The 26234-nt window shown below is 61.8% G+C and carries 24 protein-coding genes and 5 pseudogenes; 10 read left to right on the top strand and 19 right to left on the bottom strand.

Annotation, left to right across the window (positions count from 1 at the left end; genetic code table 11):
* Positions 1-268: 268 nt before the first annotated feature.
* The 5 genes and pseudogenes from NDI89_RS09675 to NDI89_RS09655 all read left to right on the top strand — a co-directional run.
* Positions 269-406, top strand: a pseudogene (locus NDI89_RS09675) (IS5/IS1182 family transposase); the annotation flags it as partial.
* Positions 407-838: 432 nt separating this feature from the next.
* Positions 839-1264, top strand: coding sequence for a hypothetical protein (locus NDI89_RS09670; RefSeq protein ID WP_277521342.1), 426 nt, complete (start codon positions 839-841; stop codon positions 1262-1264).
* 464 nt (positions 1265-1728) lie between these two features.
* Positions 1729-2364 (top strand): IS6 family transposase, encoded by a 636-nt coding sequence (locus NDI89_RS09665; RefSeq protein ID WP_277521341.1) that lies wholly within the window; start codon positions 1729-1731, stop codon positions 2362-2364.
* Between the two features lie 125 nt (positions 2365-2489).
* The gene (locus NDI89_RS09660) at positions 2490-3803 is read left to right on the top strand and encodes a glycosyltransferase family 2 protein (RefSeq protein WP_277521340.1); all 1314 of its coding nucleotides are present in this window, start codon (positions 2490-2492) and stop codon (positions 3801-3803) included.
* Positions 3800-4810, top strand: a complete 1011-nt coding sequence (locus NDI89_RS09655; RefSeq protein ID WP_277521338.1) for a lysylphosphatidylglycerol synthase transmembrane domain-containing protein — start codon at positions 3800-3802, stop codon at positions 4808-4810. Before NDI89_RS09660 ends, NDI89_RS09655 begins: the two co-directional genes overlap by 4 nt.
* Positions 4811-4848: 38 nt before the next feature.
* Here NDI89_RS09655 and NDI89_RS09650 read toward each other — a convergent pair whose 3' ends face one another.
* The 16 genes and pseudogenes from NDI89_RS09650 to NDI89_RS09580 form a co-directional block, all read right to left on the bottom strand.
* Complete coding sequence (locus NDI89_RS09650) at positions 4849-6621, bottom strand: carbamoyltransferase family protein (protein ID WP_277521337.1); 1773 nt, start codon at positions 6619-6621, stop codon at positions 4849-4851.
* A 158-nt stretch (positions 6622-6779) separates the two neighbouring features.
* Positions 6780-7580: a methionyl-tRNA formyltransferase gene (locus tag NDI89_RS09645; RefSeq protein WP_277521336.1), complete on the bottom strand. Its 801-nt coding sequence runs from the start codon at positions 7578-7580 to the stop codon at positions 6780-6782.
* Complete coding sequence (locus NDI89_RS09640) at positions 7573-8415, bottom strand: polysaccharide deacetylase family protein (protein ID WP_277521335.1); 843 nt, start codon at positions 8413-8415, stop codon at positions 7573-7575. Before NDI89_RS09640 ends, NDI89_RS09645 begins: the two co-directional genes overlap by 8 nt.
* Before the next feature lie 151 nt (positions 8416-8566).
* A pseudogene (locus NDI89_RS09635) lies at positions 8567-9201 on the bottom strand (IS6 family transposase).
* 248 nt (positions 9202-9449) lie between these two features.
* A pseudogene (locus tag NDI89_RS09630) lies at positions 9450-9728 on the bottom strand (hypothetical protein).
* Between the two features lie 137 nt (positions 9729-9865).
* Complete coding sequence (locus NDI89_RS23840) at positions 9866-10048, bottom strand: hypothetical protein (RefSeq protein ID WP_307729346.1); 183 nt, start codon at positions 10046-10048, stop codon at positions 9866-9868.
* 8 nt (positions 10049-10056) lie between these two features.
* Positions 10057-11274, bottom strand: coding sequence for a phage NrS-1 polymerase family protein (locus NDI89_RS09625; RefSeq protein WP_277521334.1), 1218 nt, complete (start codon positions 11272-11274; stop codon positions 10057-10059).
* Between the two features lie 5 nt (positions 11275-11279).
* Positions 11280-13409, bottom strand: coding sequence for a VirB4 family type IV secretion system protein (locus NDI89_RS09620; RefSeq protein ID WP_277521333.1), 2130 nt, complete (start codon positions 13407-13409; stop codon positions 11280-11282).
* Positions 13406-14290, bottom strand: a pseudogene (locus NDI89_RS09615) (TraC-like domain-containing protein); the annotation flags it as partial. The pseudogene NDI89_RS09615 and the gene NDI89_RS09620, both read right to left, overlap by 4 nt.
* A gap of 238 nt (positions 14291-14528) precedes the next feature.
* Positions 14529-14681 (bottom strand): hypothetical protein, encoded by a 153-nt coding sequence (locus tag NDI89_RS09610; protein WP_277521332.1) that lies wholly within the window; start codon positions 14679-14681, stop codon positions 14529-14531.
* Between the two features lie 94 nt (positions 14682-14775).
* On the bottom strand, positions 14776-15603 hold the full coding sequence (locus NDI89_RS09605) for an undecaprenyl-diphosphate phosphatase (protein ID WP_277521331.1): 828 nt from the start codon (positions 15601-15603) through the stop codon (positions 14776-14778).
* A gap of 82 nt (positions 15604-15685) precedes the next feature.
* A complete protein-coding gene (gene glmS / locus NDI89_RS09600; RefSeq protein WP_277521330.1) occupies positions 15686-17488 on the bottom strand; it encodes a glutamine--fructose-6-phosphate transaminase (isomerizing) in 1803 nt (600 codons plus the stop codon).
* A 2-nt stretch (positions 17489-17490) separates the two neighbouring features.
* The gene (locus NDI89_RS09595) at positions 17491-18672 is read right to left on the bottom strand and encodes a sugar phosphate nucleotidyltransferase (RefSeq protein WP_277521329.1); all 1182 of its coding nucleotides are present in this window, start codon (positions 18670-18672) and stop codon (positions 17491-17493) included.
* 162 nt (positions 18673-18834) lie between these two features.
* Complete coding sequence (locus NDI89_RS09590; protein WP_277521328.1) at positions 18835-19884, bottom strand: NAD(P)H-dependent flavin oxidoreductase; 1050 nt, start codon at positions 19882-19884, stop codon at positions 18835-18837.
* The gene (gene moaC / locus NDI89_RS09585) at positions 19881-20381 is read right to left on the bottom strand and encodes a cyclic pyranopterin monophosphate synthase MoaC (RefSeq protein ID WP_277521327.1); all 501 of its coding nucleotides are present in this window, start codon (positions 20379-20381) and stop codon (positions 19881-19883) included. The genes NDI89_RS09590 and moaC overlap by 4 nt, the downstream gene beginning before the upstream one ends.
* Positions 20374-21801 carry an NAD(P)H-hydrate dehydratase gene (locus NDI89_RS09580; protein ID WP_277521828.1) on the bottom strand — a complete coding sequence of 476 codons (1428 nt, stop codon included), beginning with the start codon at positions 21799-21801 and terminating at the stop codon, positions 20374-20376. The genes moaC and NDI89_RS09580 overlap by 8 nt, the downstream gene beginning before the upstream one ends.
* Positions 21802-21956: 155 nt before the next feature.
* Between NDI89_RS09580 and NDI89_RS09575 the strand changes: the two genes are divergently transcribed.
* Positions 21957-22454, top strand: coding sequence for a hypothetical protein (locus NDI89_RS09575; protein WP_277521326.1), 498 nt, complete (start codon positions 21957-21959; stop codon positions 22452-22454).
* 172 nt (positions 22455-22626) lie between these two features.
* Positions 22627-22764 (top strand): hypothetical protein, encoded by a 138-nt coding sequence (locus NDI89_RS09570; RefSeq protein ID WP_277521325.1) that lies wholly within the window; start codon positions 22627-22629, stop codon positions 22762-22764.
* A 177-nt stretch (positions 22765-22941) separates the two neighbouring features.
* Here NDI89_RS09570 and NDI89_RS09565 read toward each other — a convergent pair whose 3' ends face one another.
* The gene (locus tag NDI89_RS09565; RefSeq protein WP_277521324.1) at positions 22942-23220 is read right to left on the bottom strand and encodes an acylphosphatase; all 279 of its coding nucleotides are present in this window, start codon (positions 23218-23220) and stop codon (positions 22942-22944) included.
* Positions 23221-23384: 164 nt separating this feature from the next.
* Between NDI89_RS09565 and NDI89_RS09560 the strand changes: the two genes are divergently transcribed.
* Both NDI89_RS09560 and NDI89_RS09555 read left to right on the top strand, forming a co-directional pair.
* Entirely contained in the window at positions 23385-24395 is a 1011-nt protein-coding gene (locus tag NDI89_RS09560; RefSeq protein WP_277521323.1) for an MBL fold metallo-hydrolase, read from the top strand.
* Entirely contained in the window at positions 24395-24643 is a 249-nt protein-coding gene (locus NDI89_RS09555; RefSeq protein WP_277521322.1) for a hypothetical protein, read from the top strand. Before NDI89_RS09560 ends, NDI89_RS09555 begins: the two co-directional genes overlap by 1 nt.
* Positions 24644-24715: 72 nt before the next feature.
* Here the strand turns inward: NDI89_RS09555 and NDI89_RS09550 are convergent, their stop codons facing one another.
* Both NDI89_RS09550 and NDI89_RS09545 read right to left on the bottom strand, forming a co-directional pair.
* The gene (locus NDI89_RS09550; protein ID WP_277521321.1) at positions 24716-25045 is read right to left on the bottom strand and encodes a DUF3784 domain-containing protein; all 330 of its coding nucleotides are present in this window, start codon (positions 25043-25045) and stop codon (positions 24716-24718) included.
* Positions 25046-25113: 68 nt separating this feature from the next.
* Positions 25114-25995: a DNA-3-methyladenine glycosylase family protein gene (locus NDI89_RS09545; protein ID WP_277521320.1), complete on the bottom strand. Its 882-nt coding sequence runs from the start codon at positions 25993-25995 to the stop codon at positions 25114-25116.
* A gap of 165 nt (positions 25996-26160) precedes the next feature.
* On the opposite strand from NDI89_RS09545, the pseudogene NDI89_RS09540 reads away from it, so the two are divergent.
* Positions 26161-26234, top strand: a pseudogene (locus tag NDI89_RS09540) (IS6 family transposase); the annotation flags it as partial.

Here is a 26234-nt window from a genome sequence, read left to right as displayed (position 1 = left end):
TAGAGCTGGCACGAGCGAAGCGCCGGTACATAATACTGTGGATCGCGCTGTGCAGCAGTTGGAGCGGCGTCTGCGACGCTACATTCAGTACTTCACAAAGTCTGTTAGTTGAGAGATATGCTTACTGAAGTGTGTACAAACACTGGAGATTATCGTTGGTCTCCACCTGCGGCCCTACTACGGTGACATAGACGAGACAGATGAGCTATACTACAATGAAGAGCATGCTATAGAAGCCTCCCGTGGAAGGCCACAGGGTTTGGAAATTGTGTCTAGCAGTACCAACGCCCTGTAAGACGTAGCTTCGGTAGACAACTTCCTGAATGTCGCGGCTACCGAGACAATACCGCTGTTTGAGCATCTCTTCTTCGAGTTTCTACTTGATTACGACGTGTTCGCCCCCGCCCTCGGCGTTATCTCTCGGTTCTCATCTTAAGTGAAGACAGATGGAGTCTCACCGTTTCTCCGTGTAGAATCACGAAAAACTCGCTTATTTCATTCTTCCTGAGTTGTATCTCGCAATTCAGCAGTCCCTCAAACAATCCAATTGACGAATTGATCGACTATCCGAAGCTAAAGTAATAATAGTTGCCTCCAAGGGTAACTTCATTCTGGTGGACGACAGCAGATTTCACATCGAGATATGTGACATATATTTAATAGTCCCGGTCGACGAGTTGATAGTCGGCAGAGGTGCGTTCGGGGCGGAAAATCTAGTACTTACGATATTATTCTGTTCGTTCCGTCCCGTGGCGGAATCGATACTGGCGTGGATTCTCTTCCAGGTCCTGTTGTCGTCAGTAACGACGGTCGTCGTCTTCTACACCGTGAGACAGGTGTGGGGACGGCCGGAAATCTCATCGCGGGGGGGACGCTGGCCATCTTCTACGAGGTGTTTCGGTTCACCCAGTGGGTGATGTCCAAGACGACGTTCACGTTTGCGCTGGCAGTCGTGTTGTTCGTGCTGACGTACAACTACACCCATTCCGACAGGCAGTACCGGTGGCTGGCTTGGGCGGCAGTGGTGTGGATGACAATCACACGTCCTGTCGGACCGCTCATCCTCTTTCTGTGGCTGGTTCACGACGTGGTCCGGTCCGACGCTCCCAGGCGGGTACTCGTCATTGCCAGCCGGAGGCGTGCAATCGCTGTTTTCCTCATCACCGTTGCTGTCTGGGCGTACTCCAGTCAGTGTGCTGGGAATTCGGCCATCAGAACCGTGTGGGAACAGGGAGTATCTACTCAGGTGGGACAAGGAGCCTAGCCTTACGACCCCCGCCCCGGCGGACAGCATCTGGATGTTTGCGCTCGTGAATGCCGACCACCTTGTCCTCCACGTAATCGTCAAGATAAGGGTGTTTTTCCTCCCGTTTATCACGACTCACTGTCTGATCGGGTCAGACATACCTTCGCGTTCCTCAACATCTTCGTCACGTGTCGGTGTTCCTGCTGAGCGGGTACGCGGCGGCCAAGCTCAGCCGGGCGGACGACGGGCTCTTTGCAATCTGGCTGACACCGCTGGCCGGTATGCTGTTCGTGACAGTAGTCACTTTCGTCCCGGACAACATGCGCTACCGGGCGCCCTGGCAAGCGTCTTCACGCTCTTGTTTGCCTACGCGCTTGTCGGGCACGGTATCGTTTCGACGGTACTTAAGTGTTTCACGCCCCGTCTCGGGCGCTGTTCAGATTAGAGTTTGAAGGAACGAGGCGGTGGAATTCGCGGTGTCCATGCCCGAATTCAGCCGCCTCACGCTACCTAGTAGCAACATTCAGTTAGAATTTGTGGAGCGCGAGCAGACACCGCGCGAGCTGATGCGGCTCAGTATCCACCTCCATCTCGCCGGTCTCTCGCTTTCGGATACTGTTCATGTCTTAGAGAGGTTTGGTGTCGACCGTGCTCGGTCAACCGTCCATAATTGGATACAAAAAGCAGAGTTACAGCCCGAGAGCGACAAATCACCGGATCACGTGGCGGTTGATGAGACTGCGATCCAGCTCACTGACGATCGGTACTGGCTGTTTGCAGCGGTTGATCCAGAGACAAACGAATTCCTCCACGTTCGGCTGTTTCCGACGAGAAATACAGGGCTTACGGGAATCTTCCTCGACGAACTAAGCAAGAAACATGACGTCGATGACGCTGTGTTTCTCGTCGATTCTGCAGATTGGCTGAAAGCCGCGCTCCACCGCCGTGGCTACGAGTATCAGTACGAACGCCACGGTCAACGTAACAGCATCGAACGTGTCTTCAAGGAAGTAAAACGACGAACGTACCAGTTTGGAAATTGCTTCAGAAACGCCGATCCAGAAACGGCCGAAACATGGCTGCAGAGTCTCGCGTACTGCTGGAACAAGCTAATCTGAACAATGCCCCCGTCTCGAGGGGCTTGGAATCAAGGTCGGCGAGTCCGTTCAGCGACCTCACAGGCCGCCGGGGCGTCACGGTCTGATAATCACGCTTTTGTAGTACAGTATTAATACTCGAGCAAATGCAGGCTTCAGATGACGTCGGCGACGTCCCCGACGGTGCTGCAACCGACCAACCGGCCGTCGGAATAGTCGTGGGACGGGACACCGTCGATTCGGTCCTCGGGGTCACGGTCCGGGCGCGAACCCGGGGATACGACGTGCTGGTGGTCCCGCCACTGGGCGCGGACAGTTCTCTCGTCGATGCAGCGGTCGATGCCGGCGCCGAAGTGGTCGTGACGACGGAAGAGAAGTCGTCGTTGACCGGTCCACGCGAACGACTCGGCTCGGCTGCCCGGGAGCGGGGGTACCCAGGGATGGTCTTTGTCGATCCTGTTCAGTCGGTCCCGGACATCGAAGAGAGCGTGGCCCGAGCGAGGGAGAGCGACGAGTACGCTGTCAACGCCGTTCCGGGAGCGTCGCTGGCCCGGGATGGCGTCCTCGTCGGCATCCCCGCGTACAACGAGGCGGAAGTCATTGGAACGGTCGTTCGAGAGGCGGCCGAACACACCGACGGGGTCCTCGTAGTCGACGACGGGAGCGACGACGAAACGGCCCGGCGTGCCCGAGAAGCCGGCGCCTTCGTTGTATCACACGGAACCAACAGGGGCTACGGGGCAGCACTGAAACGGATCTTCGACCTCGCGGACCGGTGGCAGGTCAACAGCCTCGTTCTCATCGACGGCGATGGTCAACACGACCCGGGCGACATCCCGGCACTGCTGGGGCGTCTCGATAGCGAGGCATGTAACGTGGTGATCGGGAGTCGGTTCGGCGGTGAGAGTCGTCACTCCGTTCCGCTGTTGCGCCGCATCGGCCTGGGCGTGATCAACACGCTGACGAACGTCGTCTTGCGGACGTTCAACGGTCAGCGGTGGCTCTCCGACACGCAGAGCGGGTTTCGAGCGTACGACCGCACCGCGGTCGAACTCCTCGCGAACGAGTACAGCCTCGGCGACGGCATGGAAATAAGCATCGACTCCCTGTTTCACGTCTCAAAGGCGCACATGACCCTCGAGGAATTGCCGACCAAGATCGATTACGACGTCGATAGCGCGAGCACTCACCACCCGGTCATCCATGGGACCGGGCTCGTGAACAACCTGCTTCGTATCATCGAAACCGAGCGGCCGATTACGTTCGTCGGACTGCCGGGATCGCTCTCACTGTTAGTGGGTCTCAGTTTCGGATACTGGACTGTCTTCGACTACATCCGGACCCCCGACTTCGCGCTCGGTCTTTCGGTGACTGCCACCTTCTTTACGCTCCTGGGCGTGTTCATGGTGTTTACGAGTATTATCCTCCACGCACTGAACAGCCAGCGAGCGAGGCGATGACTTCCGAAGACGCAGGGTCGACCGGAGAGCGCTCGCTCGTCGAACGGATTCCGCTACGACGCCTCGGCGGTCTGGCAGTCGGGGTCGGACTTGTTACGATCCTGGTCGTCGTGGCCGACCCCGGAGCAGTCGCCCGAGAGCTCGCCACCACCCAGATTCGCTGGTATCTCTTGGGCGGCGCCTGTTTTCTCGGCGGATACCTGCCGGCGACGCTGCGCTGGAACCATCTTCAGCGAACGGCGGGATACCCGTCGGACAACATGGTCGCCTTCGAAGTGCTCGCGGTCTCTTACGCTCTGAATCAGTTGCTGCCGGTAAACGCCGGTGACGTCACGCGGACGGCGCTCGTCGACAGATACTACGAGGTGAGGAGCCACTCCGAGCTCGCGGGGCTGGTCGTCGTCGAGCGAGCGGTCGACCTCTGTGTCGTCCTGGGACTGCTCGGCGCCGGATCCATCGCCGTTGCGTCGGAACTCGTGCCAGTGAAAACGTTCGCCACCGGAGCGGTCCTCATCGGTGGTCTGGCGGTTGCACTTGCCGGTCTCCGCTGGCGAGCCGGGACCGGCCCCGATTTTGCTGGGTGGCTGGAATCAGTCGAGTGGGTCCCGTCGGCCGTCGCGGGGCCGGTCGACGAGTTCACGGCCGCCGTCGGCCGGCCTCCGGTCCGGATGCTCGGAGTCGTGAGCATCCTCGGCGTAGTCCGCTGGCTGTTTGTTGTCGTCGGGTTTCTCCTGCTAGGACGCGCCGTCGGGACGTCGGTCGGCCCGGCGCTGGCCGGCGCATTGGTCGGCGGCATGAGTCTCACGTCGGTGCTTCCGCTGACGCCCGGTGGTGTCGGCCCGGGGGAGACCATCGGCGTCAGCGTCCTGGTCGTAGGCGGCGTTGACGAACCGGCTGCCGTCGTCCTCGTGTTCCTCCAGCGCAGTTTCGGCCTTCTCTGGATGGCACCGCTGGGTGTCCTCGTGTATCTGGTCCGTGCTGTCAGTGGTCACCCGGATCGTCGGTAGACTTTCCAGTAGACGACTCGCGGGGACGAGGACGGCCCCTATCGGTCGATGGATTCCTTGCGGACTACGTAGTCACCGAGACAGAGGACGTCCATCCCGCAGGACAGGAACGTATCGATGGCCGTTCCCGGGTCGCGGTTGATCGGGTCGCCGGCCAGGTTGTAGGAGGTGTTGAGAACCGCCGGGATGCCCGTCTCGGCCTCGAACCGGGTCAGGAGGTCATAGTAGCGCTCGTTCGTGTCCGGTGTCACCGTCTGTGGTCTGGCGGTGGCATCCACGTGACAGGCTGCCGGAATCTCTCCTGTCGCCTCCTCCTCGACGTCAAACGACAGTATCATGAAGGGAGACGGGCCGGCGTCTTCGAACAGCCTTTCGACGTTTTCAGCGGGCAGCGACGGCGCAAACGGTCGCCACAGTTCGCGGCGTTTGACCTTTGCATTGACCGTATCTTTCATCGCTTCGCGCGAAGGATTGGCCAGGATACTCCGGTTGCCCAGCGCGCGTGGCCCGAACTCCATGCGCCCCTGGAACCAGCCGACAACCTGGTCGTCGGCTAGCGCGGAGACAGCCGCCCCGACCGGGTCGGACGGTCGTTCGTATGCGAGTCCGCGCGTCTCCAGCGCACGCTCTATCACCTCGTCTTCGTACTCCGGTCCCCAGTAGACGTCCTCCATAACGGTCGTTGGCCGTTCGCCGTGTTCGTAGGAGACTTCCAGCGCTGCGCCAAGCGCCGTTCCGGCGTCGTGTGCCGCCGGCTGGATGAAAAGCTCGTCGACGTACTCGCTCGCCCGGATCTTCTTGTTCAGGACGCAATTGAGCGCGACGCCACCGGCGAAACAGAATTTCCCACACCCGGTCCGCTTCGCCAGGTCCTCGACGAGTCCGAGTACCTCCCGTTCGACGCGGCGTTGCACCGATGCGGCAAGGTTTTTGTGTGTCTCGGTGAGCGCCTCGCCTGCCCCGTTGTAGAAGGGGTCATCGAACAGTCGCTCGCTGAGCGACCGGTTGATCTCGGTGGGGAGAACGGCGTTTATCGCCCCCGTCGCTAGCGGCGTCTTCGGGTACTTGCCCGCCACGGAGAGTCGTCGCACCGGTCGGAGGCCATCGTAGACGGACGCGAGCGTCTCGAAGTCCAGCGGAACCTTCGCCAGTCCCATTCGCTGGATCAGGTTCAGCATCTGTCGGGAAGACCTCGCGTTCGGAATATCGAATGTTGGCTGACCGTAACTCGCCAGACCCATCACTTTACCTTCGTCCCGGTGTCTCCGGAACCCGAGATACTCGGTGGCCTCCTCGTAGAGATGCCCGAGGCTCTGCGAGATGGAGACGTGTTCAAACGCTTGAATATCCCCGTCAGCGTAGCCCAGAAGGCCCGCGTACCGCTCACCGTTACCGTCGAGGGTGATCACGTTGGCCTCGTCGAACCCGGAGACGCGATACGCACTTGCGGCGTGAGCACGCTGGTGATTAACGTACGTGACGCGGTCGGTAATTCCCGGGTCCCGGTCCGCGAGGGTCGACAGGAACTCCGGCATCAGCGTTCGATGTGCACGGTGTAAAGGTCCGTGAAGGTCGGATGTGAGCGGTGCCTCGGGTGCAACCCCCCACCCGACGGCGAGGTGGTCGATGTCTTCGAGTCCGATTCCCGCCCGTTCCAGACAGTAGGTGACCGCGTTAACCGGCGGCGTGAATCTGGCATGTTTGTTCCGCGTGAAACGCTCCTCCTCAGCGGCTGCGAGCAGTTCGCCGTCCCCGACCAGCGTCGCTGCGTTGTTGGCCACTGCAGGAGATGTTACGCCGAGACTGTACATACAATCTCCTTTCAGACTACGTGTTTATCTGCTTTGGTTGTTCTCCTACGAGGTTTCGAGTTCGGGACGCCACTCGTGGTGGGCGGCACCACTGGTGATCGGTATCGGAGAGAACACCTCTGTCCCCCGGACCTACGGGGCGGCCCTGGGGTCACCTCTCAATAAAACTGGTTGCCCGAGCGTAGGAAGTCCCGCACGTCCTCCCGGTCGGGCAGCGAGTAGTACGATCCCCCGTCGACATCCATCGGTTCCGGGTCGACCATCCCGTCGCGGATCGCCCCGATGGCGTCGAGCAATACCTCCGACCCGCGCTCGGCGACGCGGCGATTCAGCGAGTGGAGCGTGTCGTCGTCCTCGATGGGTAGCGACTGTTGGCGGACGATGTCACCGCCGTCTATCTGCTCGTTCATATAGTGTGCGGTGACCCCGGTCTCGGATTCGTCGTGCAGGAGCGTCCAGAAGCTCGGCGAAACCCCGCGGTACTCTGGCAACAGCGAAGAATGGAGGTTGATTGCGCCCACCTCGGGGATGGCAAGTAGGTCCCCGTCGAACCGCTGAGTCGCCGCAACCGAGGCCACGAGCATCGGTTCCAGCGACTCGACATACGAGCGAAAGGACTCGCTGGAGACGTCGGTCACGTGCCGGTGAGGGATGCCGTGGCGACGGGCGAGGGTACTGGCCGAGTAGGCGTGTCCACGGCCGGTGTAGCGGGCGAAGCAGTCACGGAGCGCGTACTTGCCAAAAAACCGGACGTGTTTCGCGAAGACTCGCGGTCCGAACCGCCGGAACAACCCCGCCGCAAACCTGACCGTGTTCTCACTCCCCAGCGTCGGCGGCATTGTCACGACGCCACAGACCTCGAACCCGTCACTCTCCAGCACCGGTCGCAAGAAGAGTGGGATGTAGTAGTACTCTTGGATGGTGATGATCAGCACGCGAAACGGACGCTCGTTACTCACGGCCGACCCCCGAATGATCGGACATCGTCGCCACGTCGTGGTACAACGTCGAGAGCAGCTCGAACTCGTAGCCACGCCCTGCGAGCGAGTCAAGCAGGCGACGGAGGTAGTCTGGACCTTGATCCCGGTTGCATCCGTAGACGAACCGGTAGGTTGCTGACAACTCATTCGTCTCCGGGGTAACGAGGTCGTGCATGTGCATGTCGAAGACGATCGTCTCGGGTGGATTCCAAGTCACCGCCGACTCGAAGGGTCGACCGAGGAGCTTGAGATACGACAGGGAGACCGGGACCGGCAGGTACTGCGAGTAAATGCTGAAGGGGATCTCGACGAGCCCGGAGTCGTGGACGAACGGCGTCCGGGGGGACCTGAGGTTGTTGAATCGACCGGGGAATAGCGACGGGAACACACTGGCGTCGAAATCGACGCCGGCCCCCGAGAGGATCCGATAGTCTCCGTCGGCTATCGTCCCGTCGGGAAAGCGATAGCCCAGCGGGTCCGTCTCGAACGTCTTGCGGACCCGTTCGACGCTCGTCTCGACTTCCCACCGGACGTCTGCGTTCTCCCTCCGGGGGTGGGTCTCCGAGTGAGCGTGGACCTCAACCGGGACAGACGCCGATACTAGCGTCTCGACGACTTCCGGAACCTCATCTAGCACTTCCGTCTGGAGAAAGACCGTCAGCGGCACGTCTCGGGGTTCGAGCAATCCCAGCAGCGCGTCGAGTCGCCTCGCCGCCTCGTAACTGTTCACCTCCAGCGCCGTCCCGAAATCACACTCTAGATCCAGCGTGAGAAAGAACGTCGCCTCGCGTCTGACATTCGCCGAAGGACTCACGGTATCTATCAGATATCCTCGGGTGCAATTAGTTTTTATTTCTGGGTCGGATTCACGGCCGGTTTCGTGCATAAGCGTCGCCGTATAGAGCCGACCTGTATCTTAATTTTCAGGAACATGTAAAATATATCTCTATTTTATACGACATTGTTCAGATTAGCTGGTTCCAGCAGTATGCAGAGCTCTGCAACCATGGTTCAGCGGTTGCTGGATCGGCGTTTCTGAAATAATTTCTAAACTGAGTAGTGCGCCATTTTATCTCTTTGAATAGATATTCGGCGGCATTCCGGGTTCCATGTTTTTCATATCGAAATCGGAGCCACGGTGATGGAGTGCAGCTTTGAGCCATGGATCTGAATCGACGAGAAACACGGCATCGTCTAGGTCATGTTTCTCAGTGAGTTCCTGCAAGAACCGTTCTACCAAAGCGGTTGTAGTGGTCGAGTAGAGCCGTATATGGAGGGTTTTGTTCGTTTGCGGATCAACAGCAGTGTACAGCCAATAGCGATGTTGATCAAGCTGAATCACTGTCTCGTCGAGCGTGACGTGATTCAGATTCTCATCGACTGCCGGCTGTAGATAACACTTGTGAACCCGAACGTGAACTGCCTTCCGACTGCGTTTGACACCAAGCTTCTCCAATTGTCAAACAGTATTCGAAAGCGGTAGTCCAGCAAGATGGAGTCGAATACCGAGCTCCATCAGCTGACGTGGTCTCCGCTCTCGCTCCACAAATCTCAAATCGGCCCAGTCGTTAGACCCACTGAAGCGGTCGGTTTTTGGCATAGAGCACCACAAAATCGTGCCGCCTCACTTTTCACGCTTAACGAAACAGCACCCTCGGTGTCGTCACGACATTCATGATCTCCACAGAGTTACGTACCCGAACTAACCTCACAGATACGGCCCCCCACATCTCGTCGCACTGAACGTGTCACTGCTCCTTCTCTTGTCTGTCACCGTGACAAGTAGCTGATTCAGCCCTATTACGCCCACTAATCAGATTGCCAGAATATCCAAGAGAAAGACGATCACTACTCGCTCTGAAGTGAATCCGCGACAGATTTGAGCTCGTTCTTGCGGAAAGGACCCTCTGTGTTATCTGATTATCTTCATATAGCACGCCTATCTTCCAGAGAATCCCTGCCCGCATCTGTGACTTGGGAGGAAGACGGTTTGGCTCAATCTCGTAGTCCACGGCGTCACAGATTGCAGCGAGAGCTTCTTTGGTAAAGGCGGTGGATTCCTGACGTTCCGTATCTACTCACGGCCAGCCGAATCTCGTTCCGAAGGTCATCCACAGTCGGTGACATACTGGCAATAAGGAGGAGACTCGTCCTGTATATTTCGGCGTGTATCACGCTCCTTGCTGCCTAGCGCGACGAAAATGCTACTCGAGCAGAAACCCCGTCTGGGTGGGTATTCGTCGACTACCACTGCGATCAATTCATTACTTCAGATTGAACGTCTGCTCTCCAGTCGCATCGCAGCTGGGACAGACGTGCCGATACACGAGCTTCCTGCGGGCCGTCTGGCTCACCCAATTACCTTCCTCGTCCACATACCCATAGTCTGGACACTTCTTGTCCGTCGTTTCGTAACGCCGTCGAACGTGCTCGAGTACTGTTGTCATGTGTTACACTACCATGGGTGCAAGTAAAATAAGGTTTTACTTATCACCCCGCTTCCTCTGCAATCATCCGAAAACACCCCATAACCGCCGAAGAAAAGATTTCTGCCGCGTCTCTCTCTCTCTCTCGAGGGATCAGACGTCTGCTCTCGAATCGGAGATCGACCTTCATATGTCTCGAGACGGCGCTCGAGCCGTTCGATACGCGCGGTCTTTTCGGCCAGTTGTGTCTCGAGGGCCATCGTCTGTTTTCGAAGCAGCGAACCCCGCTCTTCGAGATAGATCTGCTCACGATCTCGCGAGAACTCTACACTTGGAGCCGTTACTTCACTCTGTCTCGGTTCGGATGGCTCGTAGAACTCGGAGGTGTGCTCAATCGCTCGAGCGATCGTCTTCTCACCATACGTCGACCCATCCGCATAGTGTACCTCTCCCCATTTCGGACGGTCCAATTTGGATCGCCGAAACAATCGATCTATCTGGACGGCATGGCCACCTGTCCAGAACGCGAGCAAACAATACAACGCCATATCCGCCTCCGACTGACTCGTATAGCCAACAGTCGACCCGTTCCAGAGACGGTCGAATTTATCGCCATTTGACGCGTTTCGTGCTTTCTCGAGTAATTCGTCGTCCGAGAGGGAAAGTGACGAACCTGACTCCGGCGTAGAATCCTCAGGAACGCCGTCATCGCTCTCACGAACGTACGTCGCATGAACCTCTTCGAGTTCGCGTTGCCGATACTCGATTTGCGTTGGTGTTCCCGAGACGAGATCGCCGGTAACAGTAAAATATCGGGCGTGGTCGTACATCTCGACGTGGCCACATCGATTACGACCCTCGGGAAGCTCACCACGTACCAGAACGTGATAGCCAGTCCCTGATGGCGAGACTTCCGTATACGAGTCTAACTGACCGACTATCGTCTTTGCTTGCTCCGTTGGCCGTCCAGTGTCCGGGTCACGACAGTCGTCCAGGTCCACTCCGACAAGCGAATCAGACTTCGTGAACACGAACCCGAGTCCATCGACTGGCGTCGAACCCGACTCCACACACTCGAGAGCGCTCTCGAAATTGCTCCACGTTCCTTCATCCGTTGTCGATGCGAACCCCGCTGTCTGTGGATCGATCGGGATCTTGGTCGTCTCGCCGTTGCGCTTGGTTTCCTTCCAGCATATCCACTGGTCTCGAGTACGCAGCCTCTCCGGGACAGTTATTTCGTCATTCATAGCTCTCAGTCAGAGTGCCCGAGGGAACGCTGACCGCCACCCGTCGTGCGGTCAGAAACATCACCACTATCCTCAGACTGGCCGGGCAACTCCGACCGAGACTGTGACTTGGGTTCGAAGTCGATCACTGCCGTCTCGTCTTCCATCGCTCGGACTTCGATTCCACGCCACTCACCGTCGACGCCGACGAGCGCTTCAGAATAGCCCGTTCGGTCATTGCCAGGCACAGCCTCTTGGATGAACCGCATCTGTGCGGAATTGAGTCCGAACTCGTCGGCCCACTCGCAATCCATGCCATCGAGATGATGAAACTGTTTGATCGCACATTGATCGATAATCGCCTCTGATTCTGGATGCTGGAAGAACTCGTCGACGGTCTGCGTCACAAGTCGAATCGAGAGGTCGTGATGACGGTGGTGCCGAAAGACGATCTCAAGGTACTCGAGACTCGCTGCATCCTGCATGATGTAGCGAGCCTCGTCGATGACGAAGACGACCTCTTTGTCCGTCTCTTTTGCGCGCTCGTAGACCAGCGAGATCAGCAGTTGCATAATCAAACTCGTACTCCCACCGAGACTCCCCTCTTGCTGGGCGAGGTCGAGATAAATCACCTTCTCGTCGCGAATATCGAACGCCGTCTCACGACCCAGGTTCTCGTAGCGACCGTCTTCTGCGAACGGCCGTAACTGGTCGATAAGCCACGTCGCATCATCTCGAATCTTCGTCGCCTCTTCGTCCGTCCGGACGACGTATTCGGTCGGCGTCTCGACCATCTCCTCAAGGATATCGAGGACGTCTCGCATCGTCGGACTCTCCTTGTGGTGAGTCGCGATATCGTCGGTGATGCCATTCCTGCCGTATGCCTTCTCGATCGCCGTCTCCAACGTGGTACGCCGATCCCCAAGTGAAATCCCACGGAGCGCGAAGTAATTCGACAGGAAGCTCATCACGCTATCGAGCTTTTCCCGGTACGGACTCGCGTCCTCACCCATTGCCTGCTGGACGCGTTCGGGCGTGGGTTTGATCTCGAGCGGATTCAGTCCCATATCCCCGCCGATCGTAACCCGTTCACCACCGAGTGCTTCGGCGACACCGGCCCAGTTGTTCAGCGGCTCGAGAATGATCCCGATTCGGTCCTCGCTTTGCTCGATCGACCGAATGAAGTTCTGTTTCGAGCCGAACGATTTGCCAGATCCCGGATCGCCGATCGTGAACATCGCATAGCCGTTCTCTCGAGCGAACGGGTCGATCGCGACCGGGCTCTGATTCTTCCAGTGAGCGCCGAATTCGACGCCACCGTCCTCGAGAATCGTCGCGTTGTGCGGCGAGGCAAGCAGTGCACCAATCGCCCCACCCAACGCAGTGGCCTCCCGACCGAACGGATTTGCGCCAATCGGGGCTGCAGCCTGAATTGCCAGATCCTGCTTACAAATCGCCGTCTTCGGCGAGAGCCCGGCTGGTTGTTCACGAAGCCGACTGCGAATGACGCGAACGTCCTCGCGCAACTCCTCACGAGAATCCGCACGCACCGTAATGAACATCCCCTGATCGAACACGCGGCTCCCGTTCTCGACGCTTTTGTACGTCGACAGCGCCTCGTTGGCTCGCTCTTGGAGATAGCTGCCACGGACAGTGCGCTCGAGATCTGCATCGGCCTGAAGATCGTCCGCAACTCGCTGGAGTTCGTCTCGAGCTTGCTGTTGGCTCTTCGGTGTGACGTGAACCGTCAGATCGAACTCGATATCCGTAAGCTCGAAGAGGTCGGTCAGATAGCCATCCTTCGGATAGTCGGGATAATCGGCGATGTAGAGCGTTGATGTCCACTGATCGCCAACACGAGCGGTCCGCGTATCCCACTCGATCGCTGCGGGTGCGATAACGTGCTGGTGCTGCTCCGCGATTTCGTCGAGGACCTCACCTTCCTCACTTCCATCGTTCAGGGTCGTCTCCTCGAGGAGATCCGCGAGTTCGACCTCCGCAACGTCCTCCGCTCGCCAGTAGTCCCATGCAATCGCTACAAGAAGCGTGACCAGTGCCGTTGCTCCAATATAGAACGCAAGTCCGGCCTGGGTCCCCGAATCAGGAAGCGAACCCTGCAGTTGATCGACGATCGAAAGCATACGCATCGAGATCATTGATCGGCCCTCCGCTGGTGATCGATCGTCGGATGATCGCGAATCGCATCCTCTCCGTCGTCGTATTCATGTTTCTCACTGTTCCAGAAGTCCATCGAGAGGACGAACAGTTCGACCGTCGTGAGTCGATGTGCCGACCACCCCGGTACCTTCTGGACGAACTCCGTCTGGAGGATGCGACATCGGTTCTCGAGTTTCTCGAACATGGCCGCACGGATCTCCGCGTCGGCCATATCGTTCCGACGAGTCACGAACGGATTGACGAGAAAGCCGACCATCGGGAATGAGGTGAGCTTCTCTGCAGGAGATTGTTCGTCCTGATAGCGGTCGTAGACTTCGAACGGATCGACTTGAACACCGATGAAGTATCGAATCTGCTGGGTTCCCGCGAGCTCTCGAGGACGTTGCTCGCGATATTCCTCGAGTAACTCCCTGAAAACCGGATTCTGCTTCACGTCACTGTCGGCGAGCCGTCCGTCAATTCGATCGATCAGCTTTGCGACCGGGAACGGGCGAGTCGTCGCGTGGAACGTGAGAGTGAAATCGAGTTCTTTGTTCGCGAATTCTTCCCCAAGACGCTGTATCTGTGCCCAGTCACCGGACATCGCGAAGTCCATGTTTCCGGGATCGATCTCAAGATACGCTTCCATCGTGCCATCCGAACGCTCAATCGCACCCGTACCGGGCCACGCACGCCTGATATTGGTGAGATCCTGTGTTCGCTCGTCCAGTTTGAACGGCGTATAATTCACGAGCCCACCATCGGTACTCGACTCGGTGGACTCGGCCGTCGCCGCTGTACTGTACGTGAACCGGGGGCGTTTGCAGTAGTAGCGATAGACATCTCCAAGCCACGTCGAGGCTGGCAGATGACTCGGCGACCAGGAACACCTTACGGAGGATAGAGGCGATTATGGACACCTGGATCACGGCGAGAAACAATGTAAGAGGGCTGTGATTAGGTTTCAGAGAAAGAATCTTATTATATATAGAACTTAGTGGCGATCGATACCTACGTGACGGTTCTCCTCGAGAAACGATATGGTCGCGTTGACAACGTCGCTTGAGTCACGGTCGATGGTATCGGTCAGTCGTAAACGATCGTATCGACGAAGAACCTCATGTCTTTTCGCGGAGTTCACGAACCTCAGCAACGGAATCGATATCCAGTTGCGAGGCCATCCCACGGAGTCGCTCACCGAACGGCGGCCGCTCGTCGTCCTCGTCAGGGGAGCGAGCGAACTCGGTTGCCTCGTCGGCATAGACGCCCATATGATGGGAGAGGAACACCACTCGTAAAATAGGTTGCCAGAAGTGCTACCGTAATAGGAGCTGATATCCTGAAAGGAGTGCCAGCCGCAACTGATCACACGACGACGGAGACGATTCCCCCGCCGACGATTGCGAGTCCGCCGAGCCCGAAACAGACGGCCCAGAACGGGACCCGATCGACGACGCGCATGAGGGCGTCGATGGTGAGGTAGCCGACGATTGCACTGCAACCCAGCGCAACCGTAGCAGGAGCCGGCTCGATCCCGGGAAGCCCACCGGCACCCGCGATGGTGAGCGCGGCCGCACCGAGACTCGCCGGAATCGATAGCAGGAACGAGAGCCGAAACGCCGCCGGCGGATCGTAGCTGCGAAACAACAATGCGCTCGTCGTCACTCCCGACCGGGAGATCCCGGGCAGGATCGCGACGCCCTGCACGGCACCGACCAGAACCGAGTCCAGCAGGGTCGGTGCCTCGCGAAACGCCGTCGAGACCGACTCGGAGGCGAGCTGGAGGACCCCCGTCAGGACCAGCAGGACGCCGATGGCCGCGATGAAGACGCCGCCGGTGAGCCGCCCGGCGAGGTCGACCGCGTACACGTACAGTGGGATTCCCACGAGGCCGGTCATCGTCGAGGCGACGACGACGTACGACGCGATCGCGTTCTCGCCGGTGTACGCGCTCGCGGGTCGCCAGCCGGGCACCGCGCGAAGGGCCGCGGTAATGTCGTCGCGGAAGTAGACCGCCGCCGAGAGCGTCGTGCCGACCTGCAAGAACAGCGCCAGCTGGACCGCAACGGCGGGGTCGGTACCGACGGCCGTCAGGAACAGCGCCAGGTTGCCCTGACTCGAGACGGGCAGCCACTCGACGATCCCCTGGACGATTCCGGCCAGTATCGCGACGACGAATTCCGCGCGGGTCACTGGTGATAGTGGACGAGCACGACCACTTAAATACGCGCGATTTGAACCGATCGTAGGGTGTTCCAACGGGACGACGGACCGGTCATTCGACAGTCACGCTCTTGGCGAGGTTTCGCGGCTTGTCGATCGATCGGCCCAGCAGGTTGGCGACCCAGTAGGCGACCAGCTGGAGCTGAACGTTCGCGAGGACGGAGGCCCCGAGGTCGTCGATCGCGGGGATCTCGAGGACGTGATCCGCGTAGCGCGTCGCGTCGGATTCACCGTCGGTGATCGTCACGACGGGGGCGTCGCGCGCTTCGACTTCCTTGACGTTCCCGATTGTCTTCCGCGCGGTCTCGCCGTCGCCGGTGACGATCGCGAACACCGGCGTGTTCTCGGTCACGAGCGCGAGCGGGCCGTGTTTCAGCTCGCCGGCGGCGAACCCCTCGGCGTGGCGGTAGGTGATCTCCTTCATCTTCAGCGCGCCCTCGAGCGCGACCGGGTAGTGGTACCCTCGGCCGATGAAGAAGTAGGCGTCCGCGTCGACGAACGCTTCGGCCACCGATCGAGCGTTCGTCGTCTCGAGGATCGTCTGGACCTGGCCGGGAATGTCCCGAAGCGCCTCGAGTTCCGCACGCGTCGGGTCGTCGCCGAGTTCGAACGCCAGCAGCGCGAGCGCGAGTTGCTGGCTCGCGAACGTCTTCGTCGCGGCGACGCCGATCTCGGGGCCGGCCCTGATGTAGAGCACGTGATCGCACTCGCGCGCGGCCGAACTGCCGACCGTGTTGGTCACTGCCAGCGTCGTCGCCCCGGCGCGGTCGGCCTCGCGCAGGGCGCGAAGCGTGTCGGCGGTCTCGCCGCTCTGGGTGACGCCGATCACGAGCGTGGACTCGTCGACGGGGACGCGATCGCTCGCGTACTCGCTGGCGAGGAACGCCTGTGCGCTCACGCCGGCCGTTCGGAGCCGCTCCGCACCGAACATCGCCGCGTGGTACGAAGTGCCACAGGCGACGAACTGGATCGGGCCCGTGTGGTCGAGATCGTCGAGTTCCTCGAGATCGACCGTCCCCTCGAGTTCGTCGATCCGGCCGCGGAGACACTGTCTCAGGGAGGTCGGCTGCTCGTGGATCTCCTTGAGCATGTAGTGGTCGTAGCCGCTCTTCTCCGCGTCTTCGGGGTCCCACGCGATCGTTTCCGTCGGCCGATCGACGCGGTGTCCCTCGCCGTCAGTGACCACGACGCCGTCGGCAGAGAGCCGAGCGAAGTCGCCGTCCTCGAGGTAGCAGACCCGATCGGTGTGCTCGACGAACGCGGGGACGTCGCTCGCGAGATACGTGCCCGTCTCTCCGAGGCCGACGACCAGCGGCGAATCCCGCCGCGCCGCGTACACCGTCTCCGAGCCCTCGAAGACCGCTGCGATCGCGTAACTGCCCTCGAGCTGATCGATCGCCAGCCGAAACGCCTCTTCGGGGCCCGCGCCGCGGTCGAGGTAGCGCCCGATCAGGTGCGGGACGACTTCGGTGTCCGTTTCGCTCCGGAACGCGACGCCGCTCTCGACGAGATCGTCGCGCAACCGCTGGTAGTTCTCGATGATACCGTTGTGAACGACCGCGACCCGTTCCCGCTCGTCGCAGTGGGGGTGGGCGTTGGCGTCGGACGGCGCGCCGTGCGTGCTCCAGCGCGTGTGGCCGATCCCGGTCGCTTCGCCCGCGAGCTCCCGGCGCGAGACGATTCCCTCGAGGGCCGATAGCTCGCCGGCGGCCTTGGAGACCGTCATCGACGGCGTCGGGACGGCCAGGCCGGCGGAGTCGTAGCCGCGATACTCGAGCGACGACAGCCCGTCGAGGACGACGTCGACGGCGTCTTCACCCGCCGCTGTGCCGACGTAGCCGACGATTCCGCACACCGCTACTGCACCTCCGTTTCGTGGTCGATCGTCCCGCGAACGGTCGCCCCCGCGCGGAGGACGGCGTCGGAGCCGACGATCGTTCCCGGCGCGTAGGTGACGCCACCGCCGTCGCGGACGCGATCCGCGAGCAACGCGCCCAGCTGTTCGTTCTCGTGGACGCGATTACCGACGCGGACGTCACCCGGTCCGCCGACGACGGTCGAGCCGGTGCCGACCCGGACGTTGCGCCCGGTGACGCAGTCGACGAGCGTCGCCCCTGAACCGACGCGCGTGTCGGCGTCGACGACGCTGTGTTCGACGACCGCGTTCGCCCCGACCGTCACGTTGTCACCGAGTACGGCGTTCGGTCCGACAACGGATCCGGGGCCGACGACGCAGTCCGCCGAAATCACGACCGGTTCGACTATCGTCGCCGACTCGTGAATTCGAGCGTCCGGCGACACCGTACTCTCGACGCCGTCTGCGCGTTCGAGAAGCGCCTCCGAGACGTCGAGCAGGTCCCACGGATAGGTCGCGTCGATCCAGACGCCGTCGGACGTAACGCCCCGGACGGTCTCCCCGGCGGTGATCGCGTTCGCGATGCCGTCGACGAGCGAGTACTCGTTCAGCTGCGGGTCCGGTCCCCGCAGATACTCGAACAGCTCCGGCTCGAACGCGTAGACGCCCGCGTTGAGCTGGTAGGTGCGGTCGTCGCCGGGATGTTCGACGATCTCCGTGACGCGGCCGTCGCCGTCACAGATCACGCCGCCGTACTCGTCGACGTCTTCGTGGCGAATGAGTCCGAGCGTGGCGATCGCGTCGTCGCCGTCGTCGTAGGCGGCGAGCACGTCCTCGACGATCCGCTGTGCCACGAGCTGATCGCCGTTGAGGACGAGTCGGGGCTCCGAAACGTCCGGTTCGGCGGCTAACAGCGCGTGCCCGCTCCCGAGCTGTTTGTCCTGTACGACGTACTCGAGCGCGGCGTCGCGATACGTCGATCCGAAATGAGACTGGACGTGGGTCCGACCGTAGCCGACGACGACGGTGATCTCCGTGATTCCGGCGTCGACGAGCGCATCGAACACGTGCTCGAGAATGGGTTTGGTGGCCGCGGGAAGCATCGGCTTGGGCCGATGTTTCGTCAGCGGCCGCAGACGGGCACCCTCACCCGCTGCGAGAACTACCGCAGAACGAATAGGCATTGTTGGTGTGACAGTAACCAACTATTATTAGTTTTGTGGCTCGCGGTATCGCCTGTTAGTGCCACTCAAGGGCGTCTCGAGCGTAAACGAAATGTTCGGTCGATGTGTAATAAAAGAGTGATTACCCGATCTTTGTCCGTTCGTTCGGCCGTCTCGGTCTTCCTATCTATCCGCCCGGTGTGACGGCCCCGAGACGGTCGAAACCGCGGTCCGTGTTTCCGCGACGAGTTCCTTGAGCAGACCGCCCGCCGATCGGACCTCGTCGGTCAAACCGACGCTCTGGCCGGCGAACAGCGCCATCTCGTCGATATCACCGTCGACGTCCGGCGTCGCGAGGGCCTCGGCGTAGCGCTCGATCCCCCCTCCCGCCTCGGTAGTCGCGATGATATCGTCCTCGCCCGGACGATCGCCGGCAGCGGGACGACCCGCCCCCTCCCAGCGCTCGAGCGTCTCGTTTCGCAGGACTCGGTGGGGAGTTCCAGGCCACCCCTTGTCGAAGACGGTCGTGTGGACGATGTCGGTCTCGTCGCCTTCGGTGAGCCGGCGTCGGTACTCGTCGTGAACGGCCGCCTCGTCGGTCGCGACGAACCGCGTCCCGAGCCACGCGCCATCAGCGCCGAGCGCGAGTACCGCCGCGATCCCTCGGCCGTCGGCGATCCCGCCGGCCGCGACGATCGGGACCTCGTCTCCCACGGCGTCCGCAACGCGGGGGACGAGCGCCATCGTCGTCACCCCGCTCTGGACGTGTCCGCCGGCCTCGAGCCCCTGCGTGACGACGAGGTCGACACCGGCAGCGACGGCATCGCGGGCTCCCGCGGCGCTGCCAACTGTCTGCGACACGACTGCACCCGCGTCGTGAATCCGCTCGACATAGGGTTCGGCATCCCCGAACGAGAGCGTCACGACGTCGACACCGGCTTCGAGAACGGTCTCGAGGTGCTCGTCCGTGTCTACAACCGTCGTCGCCTCGTCGAGCACGAGGTTGACAGCGAACGGGTCGTCGGTCAGGTCGCGCGTCTCGCGGATCGCCCGGCGCGTTTCCGCGAGATCGCGCCACGTGACGGCGAGATGACCGAGCCCGCCGGCGTTCGAGACTGCGGCCGCCAGTTCGGGAGTCGTCGCGCTCCCGATCGGTGCCTGCACGATCGGGTACTCGATCCCGAGGGTCGAACAGAGCGGTGTTCGGAGCGCCGGCTCTCCGTTCTCGCTCATGACCGGTGCTTCTCCTTCGCGAGCACCCGCACGTTCTCGATTCCCGTGTCGGGATACTGTCCGTCCTCGTCTTTCTCGATCGCTTTGACCATATCCCAGACGACGTTCAGCCCGGTGGTGACGCCCTCGAGCGCCTCCATCTCACAGCCCGTCTTGCCGGTGGTTTCGACCGCGACCCGTAGCTCGATCCGATCGTCCCCGAGCGAAAAGTCGGTGTCGACGTTCGTGATCGGGATCTGGTGACACATCGGGATCGTCTCCCAGGTGTGCTTGACGGCCTGGATCGCGCCGACGCGGGCGGTCGCGAGCACGTCGCCCTTGCCGACCTCGTCGTCCCGGATCGCTGCGATCGTCGACGGCTGGAGGCGGATCTCCCCGGCCGCGACCGCGCGGCGTTCGCTGTCGGGCTTGTCGCCGACGTCGACCATCTGGACGTCGCCCTCGTCCGTCGTATGCGTGAGGTCGTCTGCTCCCGACGCGTCGTCGTCCTCACTCATCCGAACCACCCCACAGGGCCGCGGGGAGTTCGCGCAACATATCGGACGCGAGGAAGCCGTGTTCGTCCTCCTCGGCCAGCCGTTCGCCGGCGAGGCCGTTGACGTGTGCGGCCGCGGCGGCCGCGTCGAGTGGCTCGGCACTCTCGAGCAACGCCGCGACGAGGCCGGCGAGCGTGTCGCCGGTCCCGCCGACTTTCATCCCGACGGTGCCGGATCGGCTGATTCGGGTTCGCTCGCCGTCAGTGACGACGTCGGTGGCACCCTTCGCGAGGACGACGTGCCCCAACTCCGCCGCGAACGATTCGATCTCGTCGGCTGCTGCGGCCAGGTCGTCCGTATCGGGCCCCCCCATCCGCGCGAGTTCGCCGCGGTTCGGCGTACAGACCAGCGTCGCGTCCGTCTCGAGTTCCGGCACGACCTCGAGAGCGTCTGCATCGACGACCGCCCGGCCGGTGTAGGACCCGAGGAACTGCCGGACGGCCTCGAGGGTCTCGTCGGCGGTGCCGATGCCGGGACCGATGACGACGACGTTGTCGTATCGTTCGGCCGTCTCGAGGAGGCCGTCGGCGACGTCGGGCGTGAGAACATCGCTGTCGTAGGCCTGCACGATGAGGTCCTCGCTGTAGCCCTGGATCTCGCCGGCGACGGAGTCGGGTACCGCGACGAAGGAGAGCTCCGCACCGCCTCGTAGCGCGGCCTGGGCAGCGAGCGCCGGCGCACCGGTGTAGGGCCCGCCGCCGATGATGTAGGGTCGTCCCTCGCGGCCGTCGGGACGAGCGAGGCGAACGTCGCCGGGGCCGACGAACCGCTCCGCCGCGGCCGGGATGCCGATGTCCGCGACGGTCACTTCGGCGTCGATGGCCTCGAGTCCCGGTTTCGCGTCGTGGAACGTGACGACGCGATCGGCTTCGACGCCGTTGTCCGCGCGGTCGCCCGCGTCGGCGTCGAAGCCCGACGGGACGTCGACCGCGACGACCGTCGCGTCGGCCTCGTTGATCGCCGCGGCCGCGGTCGCCGCGGGCTCCCGAAGCTCCCCGCTGATTCCGGTTCCGAGCATCGCGTCGACGACGACGTCCGCCTCCGGGAGGGCGACCCCGCTCGAGTCGGTCACCTCCCGCGTGTCGTAGTCGGCTCGCTCGAGGGCGTCCCAGTTCTCGCGGGCGATCTCGGTGCCGATCAGCTCCGCGCGGCCGAGCAACAGGGTCGTGACGTCGTACTCGTCCAGGAAGCGAGCGGCCACGAACGCGTCGCCGCCGTTGTTTCCGCGGCCGGCGACGACGACCACTCGAGCGCCCGGATCGGCGATCGCTCGGACCTCGCGGGCGACCGCGTGCCCGCTCGACTCCATCAACTGCTTTCGCGGTACGCCCAGCGCCGCGGCGTTTTCGTCGACTGCGGCCATTCGCTCGCCTGTAATCATGCGCGAGGGTTCGACCGGCCGACCGTTGAAGATTGCGGAGAACAGCGCCGGTTCGAGCATCGATCCGGGGCTCGAGAGAGGGACGTGAGCTCGATCGGGTGTCGGTCGAACAGCGTCGGCGATACGCACAAGTCCGTCGGCTCCCGAGAGTCCCCGTGAACGTCTTCTGGCTCGACGAGGATCCGCGACTCGCGGCCCGCTATCACTGCGATCAGCACGTGAACAAGCTGTTGCTCGAGGCCGCGCAAGTGCTGTGTACCGCGGCTCGCGAGAACGGCTACGAGGCGGACTTTCTCTACGGCTCGACCCACGTCGACCACCCCGTAACGAAGTGGGCGACGGAATCGCGCGCCAACTGGCTCCGCCTTCGAGATCACGCCGACGCCCTCAACGCGGAGTTCGTGGACCGTTACGACAAGGCGGACGATCACGCGAGCTGGACGGTCATCGACCGCATCGATCCCGATCGCATCTCGTTCCCCTCCGAGGAACCGACGCCGCGTCCGCAGGCGATGCCCGACGAGTACGAACGCCCCGACGATCCGGTCGCCGCGTATCGAGCCTACTACGCCGGGGAGAAAGCCGACTGGGCGGAGTGGAACCACACGGACGAGCCGCCGTGGCTAGAGGCCCGACTGGCCGCGCTCGACTGATGGGACCCGTTCGAAATCGATCGTCTCGCTGGGTTCGCCGGCTCAAGCGTCCGTCACCGAGATCTCCGCAGATAGTTCGCGTCGTGCGAACTTGTCACTATAACGATCATTGGTTTTTGATTCCGAAACTATATTTGCGAATATATAAATCCGCTCGGTCCCGAGACGGTACATGCAACGGACCGAACACAGCGAGCTCTTCGAGACCGATCCGATCCGACAGCCCGACGTCGAAGTATACATGCCCGGGACGCCGACCAGGTCGTTCCTGGAATACGTCGAGGTGGCCGCCGACGTACTGTTCCGATAACCCTCTTCGTAGTCCGGTGACTGTCTTCGTAGCGCGTCACTCCTGAACGGCGAACGCGAGGATTTTCCGCCTTTCGGGTACCGAACTGAAGCGGGCCACTCCGTTCGAGTCGATCCCGATATCGCTGGCTCGAGCCGGTACGCTCGACTCGACGTCTCGGTTCCGAACGCGGTCGTCTCAGTACCGAATTTCGAACCCGTCTTCGCCCTGTGGCTCCTCGTATTCCGCTTCGACGTCGTCGACCTGAGCGGCCGGACTGCCCGTGTGACACCACTCGATCATCGACTCGACGGCCTCCTCGGGTCCTTCGAAAACCGCCTCGACTCGGCCGTCCTCGAGGTTCTTCACCCAGCCGTCGACGCCCTTCACCCGTGCCGTATCGCGGGTGGTCGCGCGATAGTAGACGCCCTGTACCGTGCCCGAAACGTAGACGTGTGCGCGGGTTCGGTCTGCCATGTGCGAGCACTCGACGGCAACGGACAAAAATCCGGCTCCGTCGGTCCGGCAGCGATCGATACACGGCGCAATTCGATCTCGAGCGGGTGGGTTTCGAGATTGACTCCTTCAAATCGCGCCGAGAAGCGACAAGCCGAGGTACCTCGAGCCCGTATTCCGTTCCAGTGACGGTTCGGCATCGAGACGGGATCCATTTCGAAGACGGGACCGGCGAACCGCGAGTCGTGGCGGACGCCCGGAGCGCCGCCGGCGCGGTCAACGTGGTGAGCCACGCCCACGCGGATCACACGTTCCGGACGACGCCGGAGACCGTCGTCTGCTCGGCAGAAACGGCCGCGATCGCCAAAGCCCGATCCGGAACCGGCTTCGAGTACGCGGAACGCGTACCCGGCATCGAACTCGTCCCCGCCGGGCACGTCGTCGGCTCGCGGGCGGCGATCATCGACATCGCAGAGGCGACCGGAGGGAGCCTCTCGGGACGCTACTGCTACACCGGCGACTTCTCCGTCCGGGATCGGTGCTACCTCGACGGGTTCGATCCCCGCGCCGTCGACGCGGACGCGCTGATCATGGAGACGACCTACGGCCTGCCGAAGTACAAGTTCTCTCCGCAGGACGAGCTCGAGGCCGCGATCGCCGACTGGCTGTGCGACAACGACGACCGGCCGCTCTTTCTGTTCGGCTACTCGCTGGGCAGATCGCAAAAACTCCAGTGGCTCGCTCGCGAGGCGACGGGCGGTCGCGAGATTCTGGTTTCGGAGTCGATTCGCGACGTGAATCGGGCCATCGAAGCGGCGACCGATCTCGAGTTCCCGGGCGAACGCTACGACTCGCTTCGCGGGCTGACCGACGAGATCGTGGTGCTCCCGTCGAATCAGGCCCGGGCCGACTGGGTCGAGACGGCCGTGGAGCGCGAGGACGGACTGAAGGCGGGCTTTTCGGGCTGGGCAGTCGACGACTCCTTCCGCTATCGGGGCGGCTACGACGTCACGTTCCCGCTCACGGACCACTGCGACTTCGACGAACTCCTCGAGACGGTTCGCGCCGTCGACCCCGAGATCGTCTACACGACCCACGGGTTCGACGAGGCGTTCGCGGACCGCCTCGCGACGGAGCACGGCTATCGGGCACAGCCCCTGAAGCGAAACCAGACCACGCTCGAGGAATTTCACTGATGGGCATCATCGATCGCTTCGAAGACGAGTATTTGGCCGTCTCGAGCGAGCGCGCGTCGGTTCGAGAGCTGCTCGAGTTGTTCGTCGGAGCGGTGTTGTTCGTCCTCGGCGCGAGCGCACTGGCCTATTACCTGCTCGGCCAGCGGATCGCACTCTGGGTCGCCGCGGCCCTCGTCGTCGTCTTCGGCATCACGCTCCTCTCGCAGGCCTACTGGGCCGTGACCGGTCGTGAGGATTACGACGAGTAGTTTCTTCGCCTTCCGATCGGGATCGCCTCACGAGTCCGACAGCCCGTTCTGACGCCGGTAGTGAGCCCGAGATCAGCGTCGCGTTGAGGCTGGCTCTTCGTAGCGGCGAGCGCCCAGGATCAGTCGGGCAGCGAGTCCACTGACTCCCACGACGAACACGATCCAGATGGCGTCGGAGCCGTCGAAGAGACCCGTGTACTCGACCAGTGCGACGACCGAGATGAGCACCGCGACGTACAACGTATTCGTTCCGACGAAATCCGCCAGTCCTTCCTCATCGGCGACCCGGTCCGGGTCGTAGCCCGCGATCAACCGGACCATGCCGAAATACTTGATCAGGATGCCGAGCGTTCCGACGAAGACCGCAGTCCCGATCAGGGAGACGACTGTTCCGCTTGCCATACCAAATACGTGGCAACTGGTTCACAAAACTGTTCCGAGCGACTCGAAGCGGCCGGCGAACTGGGACCTCAATCGCCGGTTCGCAGGTGGTGAAAGATGTACGTCTGGGCGTACCCGGCATACTCCCCGCCGAGCCGTTCGCGAAGCGCTCGAGAGGTGTCCGCGTACGAGCCGTGATCGCAGTCCGGATAGTACTCCTCGATCGCCGATTTGATCCACGTGTCGAGCGGGACCGCCTCGTCGAAGCTCAGCGAGAAGAGGAGGACGCAGTCGGCGACCTTGTCGCCGACGCCGACGAACTGCGTCAGATACTCCCGCGCCGCCTCGTACTCGAGGCCGCGCGCGTCTTCCGGGTGAGCCTCGCCGCCGGCGACCATCTCGGCGGTTCGAACGACGTAGGGCGCGCGGTATCCCAGCCCGAGCTCGCGGAGTTCGGCTTCGGTTGCGGTCGCGAGCTGTGCGGGCGTCGGGAACGCGTGGTAGGTCTCGTCCTCGAAGACGATCTCCTCGCCGTACTCGCGGGCCAGCGTCGAGACCATGGTGTGGATGCGACTGACCCGCATCTGGGCCGAGCAGATGAACGAGATCAGCGTTCCGAAGGCCGGATCCTGCACCAGCCGCATCCCGCGATGGGCCTCGTAGGCCTCCCGGAGCAGCGGATCGTCCGGCCCGGCGGTGACGATCGCCTCGAGGTCGTCGTCCAAGCGCAACAGCCGACGAACGACCGGTTCGGCGTCGGTCGTCGACTCCCACTCGAGAACGCCGTCGTGGGTCCGAACCCGGATCACCTCGCCCTCGACGACCGTCGAGTACCACGCGTCGGGCGCTCGTGTGTCGCTGTACATTTCGCTGTCCTCGCGACGCCAGAGGTAGCTCTGGCCGCTCTCGAGGGTCCGATACAGGTCGAATCCGCCGGCGAGGTCGTCGATTGGGATGGTCCCCGTCACCATTCGTTCGAGCCTTCGGTGGCTCGGCTATCTGCCTTTCGGACCGGTGGGCGATGTGCCACGCCCTGTGCCATCGACCGGTGACCAGTCCGCGGGGCCATTGGCCACCCGCAGTGGCGCTGTTTCGTTAAGCGTGAAAAGTGAGGCGGCACGATTTTGTGGTGCTCTATGCCAAAAATCAGCCGCCTCAGTGGGTGTAGCGACTGGATCGATTTGAGTTTTGTGGAGCGAGAGCGGACACC

The sequence above is a fragment of the Natrinema salsiterrestre genome, assembly GCF_029502005.1.
Taxonomy (GTDB): domain Archaea; phylum Halobacteriota; class Halobacteria; order Halobacteriales; family Natrialbaceae; genus Natrinema; species Natrinema salsiterrestre.
The sequence above is the reverse complement of the archived record's forward strand: the minus strand, read 5'-3'. Positions and strand labels throughout refer to the sequence as shown.

What these genes read in the sequence shown, in the direction of transcription:
- NDI89_RS09665 (WP_277521341.1), top strand. Translation starts at nt 1,729, where the DNA reads ATGCCCGAATTCAGCCGCCTCACGCTACCTAGTAGCAACATTCAGTTA.
- NDI89_RS09660 (WP_277521340.1), top strand. Translation starts at nt 2,490, where the DNA reads ATGCAGGCTTCAGATGACGTCGGCGACGTCCCCGACGGTGCTGCAACC.
- NDI89_RS09655 (WP_277521338.1), top strand. Translation starts at nt 3,800, where the DNA reads ATGACTTCCGAAGACGCAGGGTCGACCGGAGAGCGCTCGCTCGTCGAA.
- NDI89_RS09650 (WP_277521337.1), bottom strand. Translation starts at nt 6,621, where the DNA reads ATGTACAGTCTCGGCGTAACATCTCCTGCAGTGGCCAACAACGCAGCG.
- NDI89_RS23840 (WP_307729346.1), bottom strand. Translation starts at nt 10,048, where the DNA reads ATGACAACAGTACTCGAGCACGTTCGACGGCGTTACGAAACGACGGAC.
- NDI89_RS09625 (WP_277521334.1), bottom strand. Translation starts at nt 11,274, where the DNA reads ATGAATGACGAAATAACTGTCCCGGAGAGGCTGCGTACTCGAGACCAG.
- NDI89_RS09620 (WP_277521333.1), bottom strand. Translation starts at nt 13,409, where the DNA reads ATGATCTCGATGCGTATGCTTTCGATCGTCGATCAACTGCAGGGTTCG.
- NDI89_RS09610 (WP_277521332.1), bottom strand. Translation starts at nt 14,681, where the DNA reads ATGGGCGTCTATGCCGACGAGGCAACCGAGTTCGCTCGCTCCCCTGAC.
- NDI89_RS09595 (WP_277521329.1), bottom strand. Translation starts at nt 18,672, where the DNA reads ATGCCTATTCGTTCTGCGGTAGTTCTCGCAGCGGGTGAGGGTGCCCGT.
- NDI89_RS09590 (WP_277521328.1), bottom strand. Translation starts at nt 19,884, where the DNA reads ATGAGCGAGAACGGAGAGCCGGCGCTCCGAACACCGCTCTGTTCGACC.
- moaC (WP_277521327.1), bottom strand. Translation starts at nt 20,381, where the DNA reads ATGAGTGAGGACGACGACGCGTCGGGAGCAGACGACCTCACGCATACG.
- NDI89_RS09580 (WP_277521828.1), bottom strand. Translation starts at nt 21,801, where the DNA reads ATGATTACAGGCGAGCGAATGGCCGCAGTCGACGAAAACGCCGCGGCG.
- NDI89_RS09570 (WP_277521325.1), top strand. Translation starts at nt 22,627, where the DNA reads ATGCAACGGACCGAACACAGCGAGCTCTTCGAGACCGATCCGATCCGA.
- NDI89_RS09565 (WP_277521324.1), bottom strand. Translation starts at nt 23,220, where the DNA reads ATGGCAGACCGAACCCGCGCACACGTCTACGTTTCGGGCACGGTACAG.
- NDI89_RS09555 (WP_277521322.1), top strand. Translation starts at nt 24,395, where the DNA reads ATGGGCATCATCGATCGCTTCGAAGACGAGTATTTGGCCGTCTCGAGC.
- NDI89_RS09550 (WP_277521321.1), bottom strand. Translation starts at nt 25,045, where the DNA reads ATGGCAAGCGGAACAGTCGTCTCCCTGATCGGGACTGCGGTCTTCGTC.
- NDI89_RS09545 (WP_277521320.1), bottom strand. Translation starts at nt 25,995, where the DNA reads ATGGTGACGGGGACCATCCCAATCGACGACCTCGCCGGCGGATTCGAC.